The following is an 18,843-nucleotide window of genomic DNA, read 5'->3' on the forward strand; positions in this document are numbered from 1 at the left end:
GAAAGAGGAATCTGATGGGCACTTCTGCTGATGACATGACTCCGCTGGAGCGGATCGGTGCGTCACGCCGCCACTTCCTGGCGATCGCCGGAGCGGGCGCCGGCGCCTCGATGCTCGCCGCCTGCGCCGGTGGCGGTGGCGGTGGCGGCGGGGACGAGAAGGAGGGTGGCGGTTCCGTCACCGGCGAGGGGGAGACCTCCGAGGAGAATCCGCTGGGTGTGGACGGCACCCTGCCTGTGCACGCCGTGATCTTCGACGGCGGCTATGGCACCAAGTACGCCGAGGATGCCGGAGCGAAGTATGAGGAGCTGTACCCGGAGTCCAAGGTCACCGTCGACGCGACCGTCAACATCCAGCCCGACCTCCAGCCGCAGTTCGCCGGCGGCACCCCGCCGGATGTCTTCGACAACTCCGGCGCCCAGAAGCTCTCGATCGACGGGCTGATCGACCAGCTCGCGGATCTCGGCGATCTCCTCGCCGCCCCGATGGTCGACGGCGAGGGGACGATCGAGGAGAACCTGCTGCCCGGCGTCACCTCCCCGGGCATGTTCGACGGCACGTTCCTCGGCATGAACTACGTCTACACGGTCTTCGCCCTCTGGTACTCCGCCAAGGAGTTCGAGGAGAAGGGCTGGACCGTCCCGGAGACCTGGGATGACCTCATGACCCTCGGCGAGGAGGTCAAGGGGGAGGGGCGCTACCTGTTCTCCTACGGCGGCCAGAACGCCTCGAACTACTACCAGGAGATGGCCCTCTCCATGGCCGCAAAGCTGGGTGGTCCCGAGGTGCTCACCAAGATCGACAACCTCGAGGAGGACGCGTTCTCCCAGGACGCCGTCGTCCAGGCGTTCGACGCGATGGCTGCGGCCGTCGAGGCCGGCTACTTCGAGCCCGGCGGCGAGGGCATCAAGCACACCGATGCGCAGACCAACTGGGTACAGGGCAAGTCGGTGTTCTACCCCTCCGGCTCCTGGATCGAGAACGAGCAGGCAGACGTCACGCCCGAGGGCTATGCGATGACCGGCGCGCCGGTCCCGTCCCTCCCCGACAGCACGATGCCCTACGAGGCCTTCCACGGCACCGCGGCGGAGCAGTACTTCGTGCCCTCCGGCGGCGAGAACCCCTCGGGCGGTGCCGAGTTCCTGCGCGTGATGCTCTCGAAGGAGCAGGCGAAGAACTTCGCCGAGCTCACCAAGGCGCCGTCGGTCATCAAGGACACCGTGCCGGAGGACGGGTTCGGCTCCACCGCGCTCGCCTCGGTGAACGCGATGATCACCGCGGCAGGCGAGAACACCTTCACCTACAACTTCTCCGACTGGTACGGCCTGGGCGCCGACTCGATCACCAGCTGGACGAAGTTCCTCAAGGGCGACATCGATTCCGCGACCCTCGCCGAGGAGCAGCAGGCCATGATCGACGCCGTTCGGGAGGACGACTCGATCACGAAGTTCAAGGCTGGTTCATGACCTCTCCCGATACCTTCGTCGGGCACGACGAGGCGGCGGCCACGACCACTCCGGTCGTGCGCCGCCGCCGTCGTCGGCCCTCCCTCGAGCGGATGCTGTTCTTCCTGGTGTTCCTGGGGCTCCCGCTCGTCGTCTACCTCATGTTCGTCGTCTCGCCGTTCCTGCAGTCGTTCTACTACTCGCTGACGAACTGGTCGGGCCTCAGCCCGTCGATGGACTTCATCGGACTGGAGAACTACGAGCGGATCTTCGGCGACGCCGTCTTCTGGAAGTCGCTGCGCAACAACCTGATCCTGCTCGTCCTGCTGCCCACGATCACGATCACGCTCTCCTTCGCGCTGGCGGTCATGGTGACCATCGGCGGCAGCACCCACGGCGGCGTCCGCGGCGTGCGCGGGGCGGGGTTCTATCGCGTCATCAGCTTCTTCCCCTATGCCGTTCCGGCGGTCATCACGGGCATCCTGTTCAACTTCATTTACCACCCCGGCGGTGGCCTGCTGAACGGGTTCCTCAACCTCGTGGTGGGCGCCGTGAACGCGGTCATCGGACTGCTCGGGCTCGGCCCGGTCCCCGAGATCCACAACGCCTGGCTCGGCGATCAGCGCTTCGCCCTGGCCGCGGTGGCCTTCGCGATGATCTGGACCTTCGTCGGCTTCTACATGGTGCTGTTCGTCGCGTCGATCAAGTCGATCCCCTCCGAGGTCCTCGAGGCGGCTCGCATCGACGGCGCCGGCCGGCTGCGCACCGCCGTCCAGGTCGTCGCCCCCATGGTGCGGGACAACATCTCCACGGCCGTGGTCTACATCGGCATCTTCGCCCTGGACGCCTTCACCTTCATCTCCGTGATGACACCCAACGGAGGGACCGGCAACAGCACCAAGGTCGTGTCCCTGCACCTGTACCAGACCGCCTTCCGTGACGGCCGCTTCGGTGAGGCGAGCGCGATGGGAGTGCTCATGGCGATCGTGACGATGCTGGTGGCCGTCGTGGTCATCACCGTCGGGCGGCCCCGGAAGGACGAACGATGAACCCGACCACCACGCGCCCCGGCGCCGAGCACACGGACCGACCGGCCGACGTCACCGCCGCCGGTCGACGACGCGGCGGGAGCTCCGCACGGCCCCCGCGCAGCAGCGAGGGACGGGGCTACTCGGCTCTTCACCACATCATCCTGAGCATCTGGGCGCTCCTGGTGATCCTGCCCCTGCTGTGGACCGTCTACACATCGTTCAAGACCTCCCAGGAGATCCTCACGGATCCCTTCGGGCTGCCGGCCGAGCCGCAGCTGGAGAACTACTCCCGGGCGTGGACCGAGGCCAAGATCGGGCAGTACTTCGCCAACACCCTGATCGTGGTCGGCTCCGCGCTGATCATCGTGATGCTGCTGGGCGCGATGTGCGCGTACATCCTGGCCCGGTACAGGTTCCCCGGGAACCGGGCGATCTACTTCGGAATGGTCGCCGGCCTCACGTTCCCGATCTTCCTCGCGGTGGTCCCGCTGTTCTTCGTGCTGCGGAACATGGGCCTGCTCGAAGGACGGATGGGGCTCGTGGGCGTGACCCTGTCCTATGTCGCCTTCGCGCTCCCGTTCACGGTGTTCTTCCTGCACTCCTTCTTCGCGAGCCTGCCGGAGGAGATCGGCGAGGCGGCGGCCATCGACGGCGCCGGCGACTTCCGCACCTTCTTCCAGGTGATGCTGCCGATGGCGAAGCCGGGCCTCGCCTCGCTCGCGATCTTCAACTTCCTGGGCCTGTGGAACCAGTACCTGCTGCCGCTGGTGCTCAACACCGACCGACGCAACTACGTGCTGGCACAGGGCCTCGTGAACCTGCAGGCGCAGCAGGGCTACAAGGTCGACTGGGGAGGCATGTTCGCCTCCGTGGTGATCACCGTGATCCCGGTGATCGTGGTCTACGTGATCTTCCAGCGCCAGCTGCAGGGCGGCGTCGGTCCCAGCACGAACAAGTGACCCGAGGCGTGCCGGGGGCCGAGGCGTGCCGGGGCCGGTGCGGGCCTGTGCTGGGTCGCGCGGGGCTGTGCCGGTCGCAGCAGGCCCATGCGCGCCCGCAGGGGCCGGCCGGGCAGGCTCCAGCGCGGAGAGTGACCAGCCGTGGTGACGACGGGCCCCGCTGTGTTCTGTGACCGGGTGCACCCGGCCTCCCCTTGTGGGGCTGTGGGGTGTCTGGCAGACTAGACGAGTTGTCTGCGCGGACCGACATGCCCGGTTCCGTTCTCCGTGGGTCTCCGACCTGCGGCGAATGATCACCGGATGAGGTCCATCCCGAGGATGCGAACTCTGCCCCTGGCAGAGATTGCGCATCGATACGAGGGAACGTTGCAGAACCAGCCGATTCTCGGCGGCCGAATGCTGGGCTCGTGTGCCCCGCAGAGGCCGACACGCCCGTCCTCGGGTACCGGGGATCGGGTGTATCCATGCCAGACGAAAGAGAGACAGGACGCCATGGCGGGACAGAAGATCCGCATCCGGCTCAAGTCGTACGACCACGAGGTGATCGACACCTCTGCGCGCAAGATCGTGGACACGGTCACCAGCGCGGGCGCGACTGTTGTGGGCCCGGTGCCGCTGCCGACGGAGAAGAACGTGTTCTGTGTGATCCGTTCTCCCCACAAGTACAAGGACTCCCGTGAGCATTTCGAGATGCGCACGCACAAGCGACTGATCGACATCGTCGATCCCACGCCCAAGGCTGTGGACTCGCTCATGCGCCTCGATCTGCCTGCGGATGTCAATATCGAGATCAAGCTCTGAGGCAGGTGGACATGAGCAACGAACTGACCGGCCAGAAGGCCCGTCCGGTGTCCGGCGTGCTCGGCACCAAGCTCGGCATGACCCAGGTCTGGGACGAGAACGGAAAGCTCGTTCCCGTGACCGTCGTGCAGACCGGTGCCAACGTCGTGACCCAGATCCGGTCCATCGAGACCGACGGCTACGACGCCGTGCAGATCGCCTACGGGCAGATCGATCCGCGCAAGGTGTCGGGCCCGCTCCGCGGCCACTTCGAGAAGGCCGGCGTGACCCCGCGCCGTCACCTCGTCGAGCTGCGCACCGGCAACGCCGCTGACTACTCGCTGGGCCAGGAGATCGACGCGTCGGTCTTCGAGTCCGGCCAGAAGGTCGACGTCGTCGGCACCTCCAAGGGCAAGGGCACCGCGGGCGTCATGAAGCGCCACGGGTTCGCCGGTGTCGGCGCCTCCCATGGTGCGCACCGCAACCACCGCAAGCCCGGTTCCATCGGTGGCGCCTCCACCCCCGGTCGCGTCTTCAAGGGCCAGCGCATGGCTGGCCGTATGGGCAGCGACCGCACCAGTGTCCAGAACCTGACCGTTCACGCGGTCGACGTCGAGAAGGGCCTCGTGCTCGTCAAGGGTGCCGTTCCCGGCCCCAAGGGCGGCCTCGTGCTCGTCCGCTCGGCTGTCAAGAGCCCCGCGAAGGAGGCCTGAGCCCGATGGCAGCGAATCTGACTGTCGACGTGCTCGATACGGCCGGTAAGAAGTCCGGCACCGTCGAGCTGCCTGCGTCGATCTTCGACGTGCAGACCAGCGTCCCCCTGATCCACCAGGTGGTCGTCGCCCAGCAGGCGGCCGCTCGTCAGGGCACCCACAAGACCAAGACCCGCGCCGAGGTGCGAGGTGGCGGCAAGAAGCCCTGGAAGCAGAAGGGCACCGGTCGTGCCCGTCAGGGCTCCCTCCGCGCCCCGCAGTTCGCCGGTGGTGGCGTCGTGCACGGTCCCGTGCCGCGCGACTACAGCCAGCGCACCCCGAAGAAGATGAAGGCCGCCGCCCTGCGCGGAGCCCTCTCGGATCGGGCCCGCAACGGTCGTATCCACGTGGTCTCGTCCCTGCTCACCGGGGATGTCGCGTCCACCAAGGCCGCGCGCGTCACCCTGTCCTACGTCTCCGACCGCCGGCACCTGCTGGTCGTCGTGCGTCGTGACGACGATCTGGGCGCGCTCAGCTCGCGCAACCTGCCTGCCACCCACGTCCTGTACGCGGACCAGGTGAACACCTACGACGTCATGCGTTCCGACGACGTGGTCTTCACCTCCGGTGCGCTCGAGGACTTCGTGGCCCAGGCAACCCTGGCTCTTCCCACCTCCTCCTTCGCCACGGCGAAGACCGCTGCTGCCGCTCCGGCCGCTGCGGTGGACGATGCTCCCTACGGTGCAGGTTCGGCGGCCCCCGTGGCCGACGGCTCCGCTCCCGAGGGCTTCAGCATCAAGGGCAACCAGGATTCGATGAAGTTCCACACCGAGGATTCCCCGTGGTACGGACGTACCAAGGCTGAGGTCTGGTTCGCGACCGAGGAGGCCGCCACGGCCGCCGGGTTCGCGAACGCGGTCAAGGAGTCCTCGACGGACGAGGAGGACTCGAAGTGACCTCACTGAACAAGGATCCCCGCGACGTCCTGCTGGCCCCGGTTGTCTCCGAGAAGAGCTACGGGCTGATGGACAACGGCAAGTACACCTTCCTGGTGGATGCCCGCGCCAACAAGACCGAGATCAAGATCGCCGTCGAATCGATTTTCGACGTCAAGGTCTCCTCGGTGAACACGATCAACCGTCAGGGCAAGTCGCGCCGTACGCGCTTCGGGACCGGCAAGCGCAACGATACGAAGCGCGCCATCGTCACCCTGACTGACGGAGCCATCGACATCTTCGGAGGGTCGGTCGCCTGAGGCGGCCGATATCCGAGGAGCCGAAGAGAGTCTGAGGGAATCCCACATGGCAATTCGTAAGAGCAAGCCGACCACGCCCGGTCGTCGTTTCTCGAGTGGCGCCGACTTCGTCGAGGTCACCCGGTCGACGCCGGAGAAGTCTCTGGTCCGCCCGCTGTCCAAGACCGGCGGCCGTAACAACAACGGTCGCATCACGTCCCGTCACCGGGGCGGTGGCCACAAGCGTGCCTACCGCGTGATCGACTTCCGTCGCCACGACAAGGACGGCGTCAACGCCAAGGTCGCTCACATCGAGTACGACCCCAACCGCACCGCACGCATCGCGCTGCTGCACTACGTCGACGGCGAGAAGCGGTACATCCTCGCCCCGGCCAAGCTGCGTCAGGGCGACTGGATCGAGAACGGCGCAGGGTCGGACATCAAGCCCGGCAACAACCTGCCGCTGCGCAACATCCCGCTCGGTACCGTCCTCCACGCGATCGAGCTCCGCCCCGGTGGCGGCGCGAAGATCGCCCGAAGCGCCGGCAGCTCCGTGCAGCTGGTCGCCAAGGAAGGTCCGTATGCGCAGCTGCGCATGCCGTCCGGCGAGATCCGCAACGTCGATGCGCGCTGCCGCGCGACCATCGGCGAGGTCGGCAACGCCGAGCAGTCCAACATCAACTGGGGCAAGGCCGGCCGCATGCGCTGGAAGGGCAAGCGCCCTCACGTGCGTGGCGTCGTCATGAACCCCGTGGATCACCCCCATGGTGGCGGCGAAGGCCGTACCTCCGGTGGTCGTCATCCGGTGTCGCCCTGGGGTCAGCCCGAGGGCCGTACCCGTCGACCGGGCAAGGAGAGCGACAAGCTCATCGTGCGCCGTCGTCGGTCCGGCAAGAAGCGCTGATAGGGAGAATCAGGAACTATGCCTCGCAGTATCGCCAAGGGCCCCTTCGTGGACGACCACCTTCAGAAGAAGGTGGATGTCCAGAACGAGAAGGGCACCAAGAATCTGATCAAGACCTGGTCGCGTCGTTCGGTGGTCACACCGGACTTCCTCGGCCACACCTTCGCAGTGCACGACGGTCGCAAGCACGTCACGGTGTTCATCACCGAGTCGATGGTCGGCCACAAGCTCGGCGAGTTCGCTCCCACGCGGACTTTCAAGGGCCACGAGAAGGACGACAGAAAGGGCCGTCGCCGCTGACCTGAGGTCAGCACGACAGCACGTCCCGACACCCAGAAGAAAGCAGGACAGCAATGGAAGCCAAGGCGCAGGTGCGGCATCTCCGCATGTCGCCCATGAAGGCTCGCCGCGTTGTGGACCTGATTCGTGGCAAGAGCACGGCCGAGGCACTGGACATTCTGCGGTTCGCCCCGCAGGCCGCCAGTGAGCCCGTCCGAAAGCTCGTCGAGTCCGCGATCGCCAACGCGCGGGTGAAGGCAGATCAGGCAGGGGAGCGCTTCGATGAGCGCGAACTCGCCGTCTCCGCCGCATTCGTCGACGAGGGCCCGACCATGAAGCGGTTCCAGCCGCGTGCACAGGGTCGAGCCTTCCAGATCAAGAAGCGCAGCAGCCACGTCACCGTGGTCGTCGCTCCCGTGAAGAAGTAAGGAGTCCCGTATGGGCCAGAAGGTCAATCCGAATGGGTTCCGTCTCGGGATCACGACGGAGCACAGCAGCCGGTGGTTCGCTGATTCCTCGAAGGAGGGTCAGCGCTACCGCGACTACGTGAAGGAAGACGTCGCGATCCGCGAGCTCATGTCCAAGGGCATGGAGCGAGCCGGCATCTCGAAGGTCGAGATCGAGCGCACCCGTGATCGTGTGCGCGTCGATCTCCACACCGCCCGCCCGGGCATCGTCATCGGGCGTCGTGGCGCGGAGGCCGAGCGTCTGCGCGGTGCGCTGGAGAAGCTCACCGGTAAGCAGATCCAGCTGAACATCCTCGAGGTCAAGAACCCCGAGGCTGATTCCCAGCTGGTTGCTCAGGGCATCGCCGAGCAGCTCGCCGCCCGTGTCTCCTTCCGCCGTGCGATGCGCAAGGGCATGCAGTCCGCGCAGCGCGCCGGTGCGAAGGGCATCCGAGTGGCCGTCTCCGGTCGTCTCGGCGGCGCGGAGATGAGCCGCAGCGAGTTCTACCGTGAGGGACGCGTGCCGCTGCACACCCTCCGTGCGAACATCGATTACGGCTTCTACGAGGCCAAGACCGCCTTCGGCCGTATCGGCGTGAAGGTGTGGATCTACAAGGGCGACGTCACCGCCAAGGAGCTCGCGGCTCAGCAGGCCGCCTCGCAGGGTCCCCGCTCCGGCGGACGTGGCGGCCCGCGTGCAGAGCGCCCGCGTGGCCGTCGTAACGAGCGCAACGCCACCGCACGTCGGGACGGCAGCACGGAGGGCGCAGCACAGGCTGCCGCTCCGGCCGCCGCTCCCGCCGAGCAGCCGGCTTCCGCTCCCGTCCAGCAGTCCGGAACGGAGGCCTGAGCGACATGCTGATCCCCCGCAGGACCAAGCACCGCAAGCAGCACCACCCGACCCGCAGCGGTATGGCCAAGGGCGGCACCGATCTCGCGTTCGGCGACTACGGCATCCAGGCGCTCGCGCCTGCCTACGTCACGAACCGTCAGATCGAGGCTGCACGTATCGCCATGACCCGCTACATGAAGCGTGGCGGCAAGGTGTTCATCAACATCTACCCCGATCGTCCTCTCACCAAGAAGCCTGCCGAGGTCCGCATGGGCTCCGGTAAGGGTTCGGTCGAGTGGTGGATCGCAAATATCAAGCCGGGACGCGTTATGTTCGAGATCGCCGGCGTCGACGAGGAGGTTGCTCGCGAGGCTCTGCGCCTGGCGATGCACAAGCTCCCCATGAAGTGCCGCATTCTGAGCCGAGAGGGTGGTGACATCTGATGGCAGCGACCAAGCTCACCGCCGAAGAAATCGACAAGCTGGATGATCCGAAGCTGGTCGAAGAGCTGGCAAAGGCCAAGGACGAGCTGTTCAAGCTCCGTTTCCAGTCGGCCACCGGACAGCTCGAGAGCTCCGGCCGCCTGCGGTCCGTCAAGAAGGACATCGCACGGATCTACACGATCCTGCGCGAGCGCGAGCTGGGCATCCGTCAGGCGCCCGGCAGCGCCGAGTGACCGCGAAGCGAGGAACAGAGATGACTGAGAACACCCAGGCCGAGACCCCGGCCGTCGAGGAGCTCGACAAGGAAGGCGCGCACGCGTCCTCCCACGAGCGTCCCTACCGCAAGACCGTTCGCGGCTTCGTGGTCTCCGACAAGATGGAGAAGACGATCGTCGTCGAGGTCGAGGAGCGTGTGAAGCACGCTCGGTACGGCAAGGTCACGACCAAGACCAGCAAGTTCAAGGCCCACGATGAGGAGAACACCGCCGGTATCGGCGACCGTGTCGTCCTCATGGAGACCCGCCCGATGTCCGCCTCCAAGCGGTGGCGTCTGGTCGAGGTCACCGAGCGCGCCAAGTGATCCCGCGGTCCTCGTGACCGCATCAGGATCGTTCGAAGGGCCGGTTCTCCCCACGGGGAGGACCGGCCCTTCGGTCGTCCCGGAGCATCTCTCGTCCACGGTGCGTGAGGCAGGACGGCTCAGCTGCTGCGTGAGCCGGGACGATTCGACCGGTGCGCGCGGCGGGAGGACTCAGCTGGGGTGTGAGCCGGGACGATTCAGCCGGCGTGCGTCAGGTGCACGAGCAGCGCCCCGGCGTAGGCATCCTCCGCTTGCGGGGCACGGATCTCACGACGCTCTGCGCCGTCAGCGGGGGAGAGGTCGACGGTGAAGACCCCGTCCTCCTCCCGCCGGAGCGCGCGGAACGCGGTGCCCAGTGCCGAGCGCAGCTGGTCCTCCCGCGGAATCCACAGCGCCTCGTGCTGCTCGATCGAGTCCAGCGCCCACTCCGTGGTGCCGTTGAACCGGAACACCTGTCCGCCGGCCAGTCCTGGCCCCCGCTCGATCACCATGGAGGAGAGCATGAACGCCTCGTCGCGCATCTGCTCGGTGTCGATCATGAAGAGGTCTCCGTCCGCGGGCTCCCACGGAAGGCCTGCGTCCTTGAGTCGCCGTGCGACGTCGATGTCGATCATGCACCGAGTCTAGGTCGTTCCTCATGCGGCAGGTCGGACGTCACGAGAGCAAGCACACACCAGGTAGATGCCCTTCGCAGGGTGACACCGCCCCGTGGTAGCGCGTAGTCTTGAGCAGTTGCCGGACGACTGTCCCCGAGCGCCCCCGGGTGCATGGGAGCTGGAGTCCGTGACAGGATCCGGTACCACCAGATCCCTCCTCGTCGGAGACCTTGCACGAGAAGCGAACGTTCTGCGTTCTCCATGCTAGTGCGTGAGTCCGGCTGAGGGTTTTTTGGTGCCCGGGGCCCGTCGTCGGTGACGCCCCCGGTCCATGCTGTGACCAGGGACGATGCCGGGCATGGTCCACATTCCGTTCCGCAAGGCTCGGTCGTCCCGCTCCCGCGGGGCGGAAGAGAACCGGTGAGACGATAGGAGAACGAGTGATTCAGCAGGAGTCGCGACTGAAGGTCGCCGACAACACGGGTGCCAAGGAGATTCTGTGCATCCGCGTTCTCGGTGGCTCCGGTCGCCGTTACGCCAGCATCGGGGACACCATCGTGGCGACCGTCAAGGACGCCATCCCCGGTGGCAACGTCAAGAAGGGCGACGTCATCAAGGCGGTCGTCGTCCGCACGTCCAAGGAGCGTCGGCGTGCCGACGGGTCCTACATCCGCTTCGACGAGAACGCAGCGGTGATCCTCAAGGCTGACGGCGAGCCGCGCGGTACGCGCATCTTCGGCCCTGTCGGTCGCGAGCTGCGCGACAAGCGCTTCATGAAGATCATCTCGCTGGCACCGGAGGTGCTGTGATATGGCAAAGATGAAGATCAAGAAGGGCGATCTCGTCCAGGTCATCACCGGTCGCTCGAGCGACGGCGACAAGCTCGCCGCGCGCGGGCTCGAGGCCGGCGACAAGGGCAAGCAGGGTCGTGTGCTCCAGGTGTTCCCCGACACGGGGCGCGTCCTCGTCGAGGGCATCAACCGGCGCACGCACCACCTCAAGCCGAACCAGGCGGGGGGCGCGGGCGGCATCGAGCAGCGCGAAGTCTCTCTTCACGTCTCGAACGTGGCCCTGGTCGACCCTGAGGACAACAAGCCGACCAAGGTCGGGTACCGCGTCGAGACCGTCGAGCTCGAGAACGGCCGCTCCAAGCAGGTGCGTGTCCGCTTCGCGAAGCGCTCCGGGAAGGACATCTGATGAGCGAGACCGCTACCCAGACGCCCACCCCGCGTCTGAAGACGAAGTACAACGACACCATCAAGACGCAGCTGACCGAGCAGTTCGGTTACGAGAACGTCATGCTGGTGCCCGGAGTGACCAAGATCGTCGTGAACATGGGTGTCGGCGACGCCGCCCGCGACTCGAAGGTCATCGACGGCGCCATCCGCGACCTCGCAGCCATCACCGGCCAGAAGCCCCAGGTCACCAAGGCTCGCAAGTCCATTGCGCAGTTCAAGCTGCGTGAGGGAATGCCGATCGGTGCGCACGTCACACTGCGCAACGCTCGCATGTGGGAGTTCCTGGACCGCCTGCTGTCGACCGCGCTGCCGCGTATCCGCGACTTCCGTGGTCTGTCGCCGAAGCACTTCGACGGCAACGGCAACTACACCTTCGGTCTCACGGAGCAGGTCATGTTCCACGAGATCGACCAGGACAAGATCGATCGCGTCCGCGGTATGGACATCACGGTCGTGACCACGGCGAAGACCGACGACGAGGGACGCGCGCTGCTCAAGCTGCTCGGCTTCCCCTTCAAGGAGAACTGATATGGCGAAGACAGCCCTGATCAAGAAGTCGGAGCGCAAGCCCAAGTTCGCTGTGCGCGGCTACACCCGGTGCCAGCGCTGCGGTCGTCCGCATTCCGTGTATCGCAAGTTCGGACTCTGCCGAGTCTGCCTTCGCGAGATGGCTCACCGCGGTGAGCTCCCCGGCGTGACCAAGAGCAGCTGGTAAGGACTACCGCCAGAGGTCCCGAGGCACAGCAATGATGCCGAGGGAAACCAGGTGAGGAAGAAGCAACAGACATGACCATGACCGACCCGATCGCGGACATGCTGACGCGGATCCGTAACGCCTCAGGGGCGTACCACGAGACCGCGTCCATGCCGTACTCGAAGTTGAAGGCCCGCATTGCGGACATCCTGAAGGCAGAGGGCTACATCCTCGGCTGGACCGAGGAAGAGGCCGAGGTGGGCAGCAAGCTCGTCCTCGAGCTCAAGTACGCGGAAAGCCGTGAGCGTGCCATCTCCGGGATTCGTCGCATCTCGAAGCCGGGCCTGCGTGTGTACGCGAAGTCCACCAACCTGCCCAAGGTCCTCGGCGGACTGGGCGTGGCGATTCTGTCCACGTCCTCCGGCCTTCTGACCGACAAGCAGGCAGCCAAGAAGGGTGTGGGTGGGGAAGTCCTCGCCTACATCTGGTGAGCGGGAGAGGAGACTAACTACTATGTCCCGCATCGGACGCCTGCCGGTTGCAGTACCGGCCACTGTCCAGAACGTCACCATCGAGGATCGCACCATCACGGTGACCGGTCCCAAGGGCGAGCTCAAGCACAACGTGCCGGAGCCCCTCACCGTCGAGCGCGGTGAGGACGGCGCCATCGTGGTGAGCCGCCCCGACGATGAGCGCGAGAGCAGGTCGCTTCACGGCCTGACCCGCACGCTCATCAACAACATGGTCCTCGGTGTCACCGAGGGCTACACCAAGAAGCTGGAGATCGTGGGCACGGGCTACCGTGTGACCGCGAAGGGCACCGACCTCGAGTTCGCCCTCGGCTTCTCCCACCCCGTGTCGGTGAAGGCGCCCCAGGGCATCACCTTCTCCGTCGAGTCGCCGACCAAGTTCTCGGTCGCCGGCATCGACAAGCAGCAGGTGGGCGAGGTCGCCGCGAACATCCGCAAGATCCGTAGGCCGGAGCCCTACAAGGGCAAGGGCGTGCGGTACGCGGACGAAGTCGTGGTGCGCAAGGCCGGAAAGGCTGGTAAGTGATCATGGGTTACGCACTCAAGCACACCAAGGGCAACCGCGGCAGCAAGCTGCGCTCGCGCGGTCGTCGTCACCTGCGTGTCCGTCGTCGCGTCGTCGGCACCGCCCTGCGTCCGCGCCTGGTGGTCACCCGCTCGTCGCGTCACGTCTTCGTTCAGGTCGTCGACGACTCGCTGGGTAAGACCATCGCGTCGGCATCGACCATGGAGGCCGACCTGCGCGGCTCCGAGGCACCCAAGGCAGACAAGGCCCGCACCGTCGGCGCGCTTGTCGCCGAGCGTGCCAAGGCGGCCGGGATCGACTCCGTCGTGTTCGACCGCGGCGGCAACAAGTACCACGGTCGCGTGGCCGCCATCGCGGATGGCGCTCGCGAAGCTGGCCTGGCGCTGTGACCGCCCCCCGGACACAGGACGAGAAGAGGATCTGAATATGGCTGTACAGCAGCGGAACAACGGTCCCGCGGCCTCCGGCCGGCGGGACGACAATTCCACCACCAACAACACCGATCGTGGCGCCCGTCAGGGCGGCAACGACCGCGGCGGCCGTCAGGGTGGCCGCGGGCGTGGACAGGAAGCCGAGAAGTCGGCGTTCCTCGAGCGCGTCGTGAGCATCAACCGCGTGTCGAAGGTCGTCAAGGGCGGCCGTCGTTTCTCCTTCACCGCCCTCGTGGTGGTGGGTGACGGCGACGGAACCGTCGGCGTCGGCTACGGCAAGGCGAAGGAAGTCCCGGCGGCGATCGCCAAGGGTGTCGAGGAGGCGAAGAAGAACTTCTTCCGCGTCCCCCGCATCCAGGGCACCGTCGTGCACCCGGTCCAGGGCGAGGATGCAGCAGGCGTCGTCCTGCTCCGTCCGGCAGCACCCGGTACCGGTGTGATCGCCGGCGGTCCGGTTCGCGCCGTGCTCGAGTGCGCCGGAGTGCACGACGTGCTCTCCAAGTCGCTCGGCTCGACCAACCAGATCAACATCGTGCGGGCCACCGTCGATGCGCTCAAGCAGCTCGAGGAGCCGGAGGCCGTGGCAGCACGTCGTGGCCTGTCGGTCGAGCACGTCGCTCCGGCGGCACTGCTCCGGGCACAGGCCGAGGGCCGCGCAGCTGCCCGGGCCGCGAAGGTGGGTGCCTGATGCAGATCAAGGTGACCCAGATTCGTTCCGACATCGGCGGTAGCCAGAGCCAGCGCGCCACCCTGCGAGGCCTCGGCCTCAAGCGCATCGGTGACACGGTGGTGAAGGAAGATCGCCCTGAGATCCGCGGCATGGTCCGCACCGTCACCCATCTGGTGACGTTCGAAGAGGTGGACTGACTCTCATGACTGATTCCAACCAGAACCCTCTGAAGCTTCACGACCTGCGCCCCGCGCCGGGTTCCAAGACCGCGCGCACCCGCGTCGGTCGTGGTGAGGCCTCCAAGGGCAAGACCGCCGGTCGTGGCACCAAGGGCACCAAGGCCCGCAATACGGTGCGCATCGGCTTCGAGGGTGGCCAGATGCCTATGCATATGCGTCTCCCGAAGCTGCGCGGCTTCACCAACCCCTTCCGCGTCGAGTACCAGGTCGTGAACCTGTCGGCCCTGCAGGAGCTGTTCCCCGAGGGCGGCACTGTCACGGTCGAGGATCTCGTCGCTCAGGGCGCCGTGCGCAAGAACCAGCCCGTCAAGGTGCTGGGCACCGGTGAGGTCAGCGTCAAGCTCGACATCACCGCACAGAAGTTCTCCGCCTCGGCGGAGAAGAAGATCGCGGCGGCCGGCGGTTCCGTCACCACCGCGTGAGTCTCTTTTGACGGGGCACCGTGGCGCAGAATAATCTGTGCTGCGGTGCCCCGTCGTCATACCGGGGCTGGTCCGACATGTCGCGGGACTTCTGCGACAGCCGGACGGACCGGGACGTCCTACGGTCCTGTCCCCGGACCTCCAGGAGGGAAACTGGTGAACTCGTTCGTGCGCGCGCTGCGCACCCCCGAGCTGAGGGCGAAGATCTTCTTCACCCTCGGCCTGCTCGCCATCTATCGACTCGGCGTCTTCGTCCCCACCCCGGGGTTCGACTACACCAACGTGATGATGTGCTCCGAGCAGTCGATGTCGGGACAAGGCGCCTCCGCGATGGGCATGATCAACATGTTCTCCGGCGGCGCATTGCTGCAGCTTTCCGTCTTCTCGTTGGGCGTCATGCCCTACATCACCGCCTCGATCATCGTGCAGCTGCTGCGCGTCGTGATCCCCCGCTTCGAGGCCCTCCACAAGGAGGGGGCCTCCGGGACGGCGAAGCTTACCCAGTACACGCGCTACCTGACCATCGGTCTGGGCGTGCTCCAGGCGACCACCATCATCACGCTCGTGCGCTCCGGGCAGTTCTTCGTGGGCTGCAACCTCACGCTGGTGCCGGATGAGTCGATCCCGGCGCTGCTGCTCATGGTCCTGGCCATGACCGTCGGCACCGTCCTGATCATGTTCATGGGCGAGATGATCACCGAGCGCGGTATCGGCAACGGCATGTCGCTGATGATCTTCACGTCCATCGCCGCGTCCTTCCCGGGCGCCATGAGCCAGGTCTTCGAGCTGCAGGGCTGGATGACCTTCGCCCTCGTCATCCTCGTGGCCCTCGTGGTCATGATCGGCGTGGTCTTCGTCGAGCAGTCCCAGCGCCGGATCCCGGTCCAGTACGCGAAGCGCATGGTGGGCCGGCGCATGTACGGCGGCACCTCGACGTACATCCCGATCAAGGTCAACCAGGCCGGCGTCATCCCCGTCATCTTCGCCTCCTCGATCCTCTCGCTGCCGCAGATGGCCGCGTCCTTCGGGAATGCGGACGCCGGGTGGGTGCAGTGGGTCAACCAGCACCTCGTGATGGGCGGTGCGTCCTTCTCCTGGATCTACGCCGTCGTCTACGTTGCGCTGATCGTCTTCTTCGCGTTCTTCTACGTGTCGATCACCTTCAACGCGGAGGAGATCGCCGACAACATGAAGAAGTACGGCGGGTTCGTGCCCAACGTGCGCGCGGGCAAGCCCACCGAGCGCTACCTGCGGTACGTGATCAACCGGATCCAGACCCCCGGTGCGATGTACCTCGCGGTGATCTCCCTGATGCCGCTGCTCGCCCTGACCTACCTGGGCGCCTCGCAGAACTTTCCGCTGGGCGGTGTCTCGCTGCTGATCATCATCGGCGTCGGCCTCGACACCGTGAAGCAGATCGATGCGAAGCTCCAGCAGCACCACTATGAAGGGATTCTTCGGTGACCAGCCCCGACCTCTCGACCGATTCCACCAGCCCGCAGGCCCCCGCAGGCATCGCGCGCCGACTGCTGATCGTTGGGCCTCCCGGCGCCGGCAAGGGCACCCAGGCCGTGCGTCTCGCGGAGTCGCTGTCGATCCCCGCGATCTCGACCGGGGACATCTTCCGGGCGAACGTCTCCCAGGAGACCGAGCTGGGCGTGCTCGCCAAGTCCTATATGGACAAGGGGGAGTACGTCCCCGATTCGGTCACCAACGACATGGTGCGCTCGCGCCTGGCCGAGGCCGATGCGCAGGACGGCTTCCTGCTGGACGGCTACCCCCGCACCCTGGACCAGGTGGGCGCCCTCGACGGCGTGCTGACCGAGCTCGGGACCGCCCTCGACGCCGTGCTGCTGCTCGAGGTCGAGACGGAGGCCGTCGTGGCGCGCCTCGTCGCCCGGGGCGAGGAGCAGGGCCGCAGCGACGACACCGAGGAGACCATCCGTCGTCGCCTCGACGTCTACGCAGAGCAGACCGCCCCGCTGATCGATGTCTACGACGGCCGCGGCCTCGTGCGTCGTGTGGACGGCATGGCCTCCATCGACGAGGTGACCGCCGCGCTGCAGGAGGCGCTCGCAGCACGATGAGCATCCTCCCGGAGCGGGTGGAGCTGAAGACGCCCGAGCAGATCGCCGTGATGCGGCGCAGCGGATACCTGCTGCACCGCGTGCACGACCTGCTGGAGCAGAGCATCCGGCCCGGCATCACGACGAACGAGCTGGATCGGCTCGCCCACGAGATGATCCGCGACGAGGGCGCGACGCCCAACTTCCTGGGCTACCAGGGGTACCCGGCCACGGTGTGCATCAGCGTCAACGACGTCGTGGTCCACGGGATCCCCGATGACCGGCCGCTGCACGACGGGGACATCGTCTCCATCGACGGCGGCCTGATCATCGAGGGATGGCATTCGGATGCGGCGCGCACCCACATCGTGGGCACCCCGCGCTCCGTGGCCGACGAGAACCTCGTCCGCACCACCCGCGAGGCGATGTGGGCCGGCATCGCCGCGCTCGCGACCGCCCAGAGGGTCGGCGAGGTCGGCGCGGCGATCGAGGACTACGTCACCGAGGAGGCAGGGGAGTCCCTGTCGCACCTCGAGGGCTTCGGGGGCCACGGCATCGGCACTGCGATGCACCAGGCACCGGACGTCATGAACTACCGCACCCGTTCCCGCGGGCCCAAGGTCCGCGCGGGCATGTGCCTCGCGGTCGAGCCGATGCTCATCCAGGGCCCCGGGGCCTGGGAGCTCGAGGACGACGACTGGACCGTGCGCGCCACGGCCGGCGGCCGGGCCGCCCACAGCGAGCACTCGGTCGCGGTGACCGATGCCGGACTGCTGGTGCTGACCGCGGGCGACGGCGGCGCCGCCGAGCTCGCGCAGCGGGGGATCACGGCGGCGCCGGATCCCCTGGACGCCGCGGGCCGCTGAGCCCGTCCCGCCGCCGGACCGGGGGGCGGACGCACCGCATGGGGCGCCCGACGTGCCGCACCGCGGGGGCTGGCGTGCGGGACCGCACGGGTCTGCTGCCTCTGTGCAGGTACCTGCGTGCGGGTGCCTCTGCGCAGGTGACGTGATCGGCGTCATCCTCGGGGGCATGGCCGTTACCGGAGAGTCCGTGTAAGCTCGACGATTGGGTGTGCTCCGTGCGCGACGTCTTCGTCGTGTGCAGTCTGCAGTCCCGTCGTGCAGTGCGTCGGCCGGTTCCACCGGTTCGTCCTGTCACGCGGGCGACGCGCTCCGGCGCCACCTACGTCGACCACCGTACCGTCACCCGACGGTCGGTGTGCATGGACTGAGTATTCATCGAATGCGGAACTCGGCCACCGGCTTGCCGGAGGCGAGAGATTGGGGAGGCATGGCGAAGAAGGACGGCGTGATCGAAGTCGAGGGCGTCATCACGGAGGCGCTCGCGAATGCGCGTTTCCGCGTGGAGCTCGACAACGGGCACAAGGTGCTCGCGCACATCTCCGGGAAGATGCGCCAGCACTACATCCGTATCCTTCCCGAGGACCGAGTGGTCGTCGAGCTGAGCCCCTACGACCTCGACCGTGGCCGCATCGTGTACCGCTACAAGTGATCGTCCCGGGAGAAGGAAAGCTATGAAGGTCAAGCCGAGCGTCAAGCCGATCTGTGACAACTGCAAGGTGATTCGTCGCCACTCGCGTGTCATGGTGATCTGCTCGAACCCGCGTCACAAGCAGCGCCAGGGCTGAGCGGAGCACTCCGCCCATCCCGGCATCAGCCGTGACGGCCACCCCCGAGGTGGCAGCCCCGCTGGGGCACCGTCCGAACCATCGGACACACAACAGAAGAACCGATACCACCGGCCCTCGGGCCGGCCACCCGCAGCGCGGAGGCTGCGGCGTCC

At 66.7% G+C, this 18,843-nt stretch carries 30 protein-coding genes; 29 read left to right on the plus strand and 1 reads right to left on the minus strand.

All coding sequences use genetic code 11. The features are described from left to right. Window positions 1-14: 14 nt before the first annotated feature. The 14 genes from ngcE to rpsQ all read left to right on the plus strand — a co-directional run bounded on the left by ngcE (window position 15) and on the right by rpsQ (window position 9,625). Window positions 15-1,466: an N-acetylglucosamine/diacetylchitobiose ABC transporter substrate-binding protein gene (ngcE, locus tag INT49_RS05885; protein WP_193116787.1), complete on the plus strand. Its 1,452-nt coding sequence runs from the start codon at window positions 15-17 to the stop codon at window positions 1,464-1,466. Next, window positions 1,463-2,494, plus strand: coding sequence for a carbohydrate ABC transporter permease (locus INT49_RS05890; protein ID WP_226849813.1), 1,032 nt, complete (start codon window positions 1,463-1,465; stop codon window positions 2,492-2,494). The genes ngcE and INT49_RS05890 overlap by 4 nt, the downstream gene beginning before the upstream one ends. Beyond that, entirely contained in the window at window positions 2,491-3,435 is a 945-nt protein-coding gene (locus INT49_RS05895) for a carbohydrate ABC transporter permease (RefSeq protein WP_193116788.1), read from the plus strand. The genes INT49_RS05890 and INT49_RS05895 overlap by 4 nt, the downstream gene beginning before the upstream one ends. 492 nt (window positions 3,436-3,927) lie before the next feature. Then, the gene (rpsJ, locus tag INT49_RS05900) at window positions 3,928-4,236 is read left to right on the plus strand and encodes a 30S ribosomal protein S10 (protein WP_087484116.1); all 309 of its coding nucleotides are present in this window, start codon (window positions 3,928-3,930) and stop codon (window positions 4,234-4,236) included. Window positions 4,237-4,247: 11 nt separating this feature from the next. Further along, window positions 4,248-4,928 carry a 50S ribosomal protein L3 gene (rplC, locus tag INT49_RS05905; RefSeq protein WP_193116789.1) on the plus strand — a complete coding sequence of 227 codons (681 nt, stop codon included), beginning with the start codon at window positions 4,248-4,250 and terminating at the stop codon, window positions 4,926-4,928. A gap of 5 nt (window positions 4,929-4,933) precedes the next feature. Then, window positions 4,934-5,863: a 50S ribosomal protein L4, sunset domain variant gene (gene rplD, locus INT49_RS05910; RefSeq protein ID WP_193116790.1), complete on the plus strand. Its 930-nt coding sequence runs from the start codon at window positions 4,934-4,936 to the stop codon at window positions 5,861-5,863. After that, a complete protein-coding gene (rplW, locus tag INT49_RS05915; RefSeq protein ID WP_193116791.1) occupies window positions 5,860-6,162 on the plus strand; it encodes a 50S ribosomal protein L23 in 303 nt (100 codons plus the stop codon). Before rplD ends, rplW begins: the two co-directional genes overlap by 4 nt. A gap of 46 nt (window positions 6,163-6,208) precedes the next feature. Then, window positions 6,209-7,045: a 50S ribosomal protein L2 gene (gene rplB, locus INT49_RS05920; RefSeq protein WP_193116792.1), complete on the plus strand. Its 837-nt coding sequence runs from the start codon at window positions 6,209-6,211 to the stop codon at window positions 7,043-7,045. Between the two features lie 18 nt (window positions 7,046-7,063). Next, entirely contained in the window at window positions 7,064-7,345 is a 282-nt protein-coding gene (rpsS, locus tag INT49_RS05925) for a 30S ribosomal protein S19 (RefSeq protein ID WP_096163286.1), read from the plus strand. A gap of 53 nt (window positions 7,346-7,398) precedes the next feature. After that, window positions 7,399-7,752 (plus strand): 50S ribosomal protein L22, encoded by a 354-nt coding sequence (gene rplV, locus INT49_RS05930; RefSeq protein ID WP_193116793.1) that lies wholly within the window; start codon window positions 7,399-7,401, stop codon window positions 7,750-7,752. Between the two features lie 10 nt (window positions 7,753-7,762). Beyond that, on the plus strand, window positions 7,763-8,620 hold the full coding sequence (gene rpsC, locus INT49_RS05935) for a 30S ribosomal protein S3 (RefSeq protein WP_193116794.1): 858 nt from the start codon (window positions 7,763-7,765) through the stop codon (window positions 8,618-8,620). Window positions 8,621-8,625: 5 nt separating this feature from the next. Then, on the plus strand, window positions 8,626-9,045 hold the full coding sequence (gene rplP, locus INT49_RS05940; protein ID WP_193116795.1) for a 50S ribosomal protein L16: 420 nt from the start codon (window positions 8,626-8,628) through the stop codon (window positions 9,043-9,045). Continuing rightward, window positions 9,045-9,278: a 50S ribosomal protein L29 gene (gene rpmC / locus INT49_RS05945; protein ID WP_193116796.1), complete on the plus strand. Its 234-nt coding sequence runs from the start codon at window positions 9,045-9,047 to the stop codon at window positions 9,276-9,278. The genes rplP and rpmC overlap by 1 nt, the downstream gene beginning before the upstream one ends. A gap of 20 nt (window positions 9,279-9,298) precedes the next feature. Further along, on the plus strand, window positions 9,299-9,625 hold the full coding sequence (gene rpsQ / locus INT49_RS05950) for a 30S ribosomal protein S17 (RefSeq protein WP_193116797.1): 327 nt from the start codon (window positions 9,299-9,301) through the stop codon (window positions 9,623-9,625). A gap of 197 nt (window positions 9,626-9,822) precedes the next feature. Here the strand turns inward: rpsQ and INT49_RS05955 are convergent, their stop codons facing one another. Continuing rightward, a complete protein-coding gene (locus INT49_RS05955) occupies window positions 9,823-10,239 on the minus strand; it encodes a hypothetical protein (RefSeq protein ID WP_193116798.1) in 417 nt (138 codons plus the stop codon). A 422-nt stretch (window positions 10,240-10,661) separates the two neighbouring features. Between INT49_RS05955 and rplN the strand changes: the two genes are divergently transcribed. The 15 genes from rplN (at window position 10,662) to rpmJ (ending at window position 18,688) form a co-directional block, all read left to right on the plus strand. Beyond that, on the plus strand, window positions 10,662-11,030 hold the full coding sequence (gene rplN, locus INT49_RS05960; RefSeq protein WP_193116799.1) for a 50S ribosomal protein L14: 369 nt from the start codon (window positions 10,662-10,664) through the stop codon (window positions 11,028-11,030). Between the two features lies 1 nt (window position 11,031). Then, window positions 11,032-11,418, plus strand: coding sequence for a 50S ribosomal protein L24 (gene rplX, locus INT49_RS05965; protein ID WP_226849815.1), 387 nt, complete (start codon window positions 11,032-11,034; stop codon window positions 11,416-11,418). Next, the gene (gene rplE, locus INT49_RS05970) at window positions 11,418-11,987 is read left to right on the plus strand and encodes a 50S ribosomal protein L5 (protein WP_226849816.1); all 570 of its coding nucleotides are present in this window, start codon (window positions 11,418-11,420) and stop codon (window positions 11,985-11,987) included. The genes rplX and rplE overlap by 1 nt, the downstream gene beginning before the upstream one ends. 1 nt (window position 11,988) lies before the next feature. Next, window positions 11,989-12,174, plus strand: a complete 186-nt coding sequence (locus tag INT49_RS05975) for a type Z 30S ribosomal protein S14 (protein WP_193103395.1) — start codon at window positions 11,989-11,991, stop codon at window positions 12,172-12,174. A 71-nt stretch (window positions 12,175-12,245) separates the two neighbouring features. Further along, entirely contained in the window at window positions 12,246-12,644 is a 399-nt protein-coding gene (gene rpsH / locus INT49_RS05980; protein ID WP_193116800.1) for a 30S ribosomal protein S8, read from the plus strand. Window positions 12,645-12,666: 22 nt separating this feature from the next. Further along, on the plus strand, window positions 12,667-13,209 hold the full coding sequence (rplF, locus tag INT49_RS05985) for a 50S ribosomal protein L6 (protein WP_193116801.1): 543 nt from the start codon (window positions 12,667-12,669) through the stop codon (window positions 13,207-13,209). 2 nt (window positions 13,210-13,211) lie between these two features. Further along, window positions 13,212-13,598, plus strand: coding sequence for a 50S ribosomal protein L18 (gene rplR, locus INT49_RS05990; RefSeq protein WP_193116802.1), 387 nt, complete (start codon window positions 13,212-13,214; stop codon window positions 13,596-13,598). Window positions 13,599-13,635: 37 nt separating this feature from the next. After that, entirely contained in the window at window positions 13,636-14,328 is a 693-nt protein-coding gene (gene rpsE, locus INT49_RS05995) for a 30S ribosomal protein S5 (RefSeq protein ID WP_193116803.1), read from the plus strand. After that, window positions 14,325-14,507 carry a 50S ribosomal protein L30 gene (gene rpmD, locus INT49_RS06000; RefSeq protein WP_319021532.1) on the plus strand — a complete coding sequence of 61 codons (183 nt, stop codon included), beginning with the start codon at window positions 14,325-14,327 and terminating at the stop codon, window positions 14,505-14,507. Before rpsE ends, rpmD begins: the two co-directional genes overlap by 4 nt. 5 nt (window positions 14,508-14,512) lie before the next feature. Continuing rightward, the gene (rplO, locus tag INT49_RS06005) at window positions 14,513-14,971 is read left to right on the plus strand and encodes a 50S ribosomal protein L15 (protein WP_226849817.1); all 459 of its coding nucleotides are present in this window, start codon (window positions 14,513-14,515) and stop codon (window positions 14,969-14,971) included. Between the two features lie 156 nt (window positions 14,972-15,127). Next, window positions 15,128-16,435, plus strand: coding sequence for a preprotein translocase subunit SecY (gene secY, locus INT49_RS06010; protein ID WP_193116805.1), 1,308 nt, complete (start codon window positions 15,128-15,130; stop codon window positions 16,433-16,435). Beyond that, the gene (locus INT49_RS06015; protein WP_377802341.1) at window positions 16,432-17,058 is read left to right on the plus strand and encodes an adenylate kinase; all 627 of its coding nucleotides are present in this window, start codon (window positions 16,432-16,434) and stop codon (window positions 17,056-17,058) included. Before secY ends, INT49_RS06015 begins: the two co-directional genes overlap by 4 nt. Further along, window positions 17,055-17,903 (plus strand): type I methionyl aminopeptidase, encoded by an 849-nt coding sequence (gene map / locus INT49_RS06020; protein ID WP_193116806.1) that lies wholly within the window; start codon window positions 17,055-17,057, stop codon window positions 17,901-17,903. The genes INT49_RS06015 and map overlap by 4 nt, the downstream gene beginning before the upstream one ends. 427 nt (window positions 17,904-18,330) lie before the next feature. Continuing rightward, window positions 18,331-18,552 carry a translation initiation factor IF-1 gene (gene infA, locus INT49_RS06025; RefSeq protein ID WP_193116807.1) on the plus strand — a complete coding sequence of 74 codons (222 nt, stop codon included), beginning with the start codon at window positions 18,331-18,333 and terminating at the stop codon, window positions 18,550-18,552. 22 nt (window positions 18,553-18,574) lie between these two features. Then, window positions 18,575-18,688, plus strand: a complete 114-nt coding sequence (rpmJ, locus tag INT49_RS06030) for a 50S ribosomal protein L36 (RefSeq protein ID WP_010532506.1) — start codon at window positions 18,575-18,577, stop codon at window positions 18,686-18,688. Window positions 18,689-18,843: the final 155 nt, after the last annotated feature.

Source organism: Brachybacterium tyrofermentans (genome assembly GCF_014897585.1).
In the GTDB taxonomy this organism is placed as follows: Bacteria; Actinomycetota; Actinomycetes; order Actinomycetales; family Dermabacteraceae; genus Brachybacterium; species Brachybacterium tyrofermentans.

Bases quoted from the DNA above. Each gene is read 5' to 3' on its own strand.
- rpsQ (WP_193116797.1), top strand. From the start codon at position 9,299: ATGACTGAGAACACCCAGGCCGAGACCCCGGCCGTCGAGGAGCTCGAC.
- INT49_RS05890 (WP_226849813.1), top strand. From the start codon at position 1,463: ATGACCTCTCCCGATACCTTCGTCGGGCACGACGAGGCGGCGGCCACG.
- INT49_RS05955 (WP_193116798.1), bottom strand. From the start codon at position 10,239: ATGATCGACATCGACGTCGCACGGCGACTCAAGGACGCAGGCCTTCCG.
- INT49_RS05975 (WP_193103395.1), top strand. From the start codon at position 11,989: ATGGCGAAGACAGCCCTGATCAAGAAGTCGGAGCGCAAGCCCAAGTTC.
- rplX (WP_226849815.1), top strand. From the start codon at position 11,032: ATGGCAAAGATGAAGATCAAGAAGGGCGATCTCGTCCAGGTCATCACC.
- rplB (WP_193116792.1), top strand. From the start codon at position 6,209: ATGGCAATTCGTAAGAGCAAGCCGACCACGCCCGGTCGTCGTTTCTCG.
- INT49_RS05895 (WP_193116788.1), top strand. From the start codon at position 2,491: ATGAACCCGACCACCACGCGCCCCGGCGCCGAGCACACGGACCGACCG.
- rpsS (WP_096163286.1), top strand. From the start codon at position 7,064: ATGCCTCGCAGTATCGCCAAGGGCCCCTTCGTGGACGACCACCTTCAG.
- infA (WP_193116807.1), top strand. From the start codon at position 18,331: ATGGCGAAGAAGGACGGCGTGATCGAAGTCGAGGGCGTCATCACGGAG.
- rplV (WP_193116793.1), top strand. From the start codon at position 7,399: ATGGAAGCCAAGGCGCAGGTGCGGCATCTCCGCATGTCGCCCATGAAG.
- rpmJ (WP_010532506.1), top strand. From the start codon at position 18,575: ATGAAGGTCAAGCCGAGCGTCAAGCCGATCTGTGACAACTGCAAGGTG.
- rplP (WP_193116795.1), top strand. From the start codon at position 8,626: ATGCTGATCCCCCGCAGGACCAAGCACCGCAAGCAGCACCACCCGACC.
- rpsC (WP_193116794.1), top strand. From the start codon at position 7,763: ATGGGCCAGAAGGTCAATCCGAATGGGTTCCGTCTCGGGATCACGACG.
- rplD (WP_193116790.1), top strand. From the start codon at position 4,934: ATGGCAGCGAATCTGACTGTCGACGTGCTCGATACGGCCGGTAAGAAG.
- rpsE (WP_193116803.1), top strand. From the start codon at position 13,636: ATGGCTGTACAGCAGCGGAACAACGGTCCCGCGGCCTCCGGCCGGCGG.
- ngcE (WP_193116787.1), top strand. From the start codon at position 15: ATGGGCACTTCTGCTGATGACATGACTCCGCTGGAGCGGATCGGTGCG.
- rplE (WP_226849816.1), top strand. From the start codon at position 11,418: ATGAGCGAGACCGCTACCCAGACGCCCACCCCGCGTCTGAAGACGAAG.
- rpsJ (WP_087484116.1), top strand. From the start codon at position 3,928: ATGGCGGGACAGAAGATCCGCATCCGGCTCAAGTCGTACGACCACGAG.
- map (WP_193116806.1), top strand. From the start codon at position 17,055: ATGAGCATCCTCCCGGAGCGGGTGGAGCTGAAGACGCCCGAGCAGATC.
- rplR (WP_193116802.1), top strand. From the start codon at position 13,212: ATGGGTTACGCACTCAAGCACACCAAGGGCAACCGCGGCAGCAAGCTG.
- rpmC (WP_193116796.1), top strand. From the start codon at position 9,045: ATGGCAGCGACCAAGCTCACCGCCGAAGAAATCGACAAGCTGGATGAT.
- rpsH (WP_193116800.1), top strand. From the start codon at position 12,246: ATGACCATGACCGACCCGATCGCGGACATGCTGACGCGGATCCGTAAC.
- rplO (WP_226849817.1), top strand. From the start codon at position 14,513: ATGACTGATTCCAACCAGAACCCTCTGAAGCTTCACGACCTGCGCCCC.
- rplF (WP_193116801.1), top strand. From the start codon at position 12,667: ATGTCCCGCATCGGACGCCTGCCGGTTGCAGTACCGGCCACTGTCCAG.
- rplC (WP_193116789.1), top strand. From the start codon at position 4,248: ATGAGCAACGAACTGACCGGCCAGAAGGCCCGTCCGGTGTCCGGCGTG.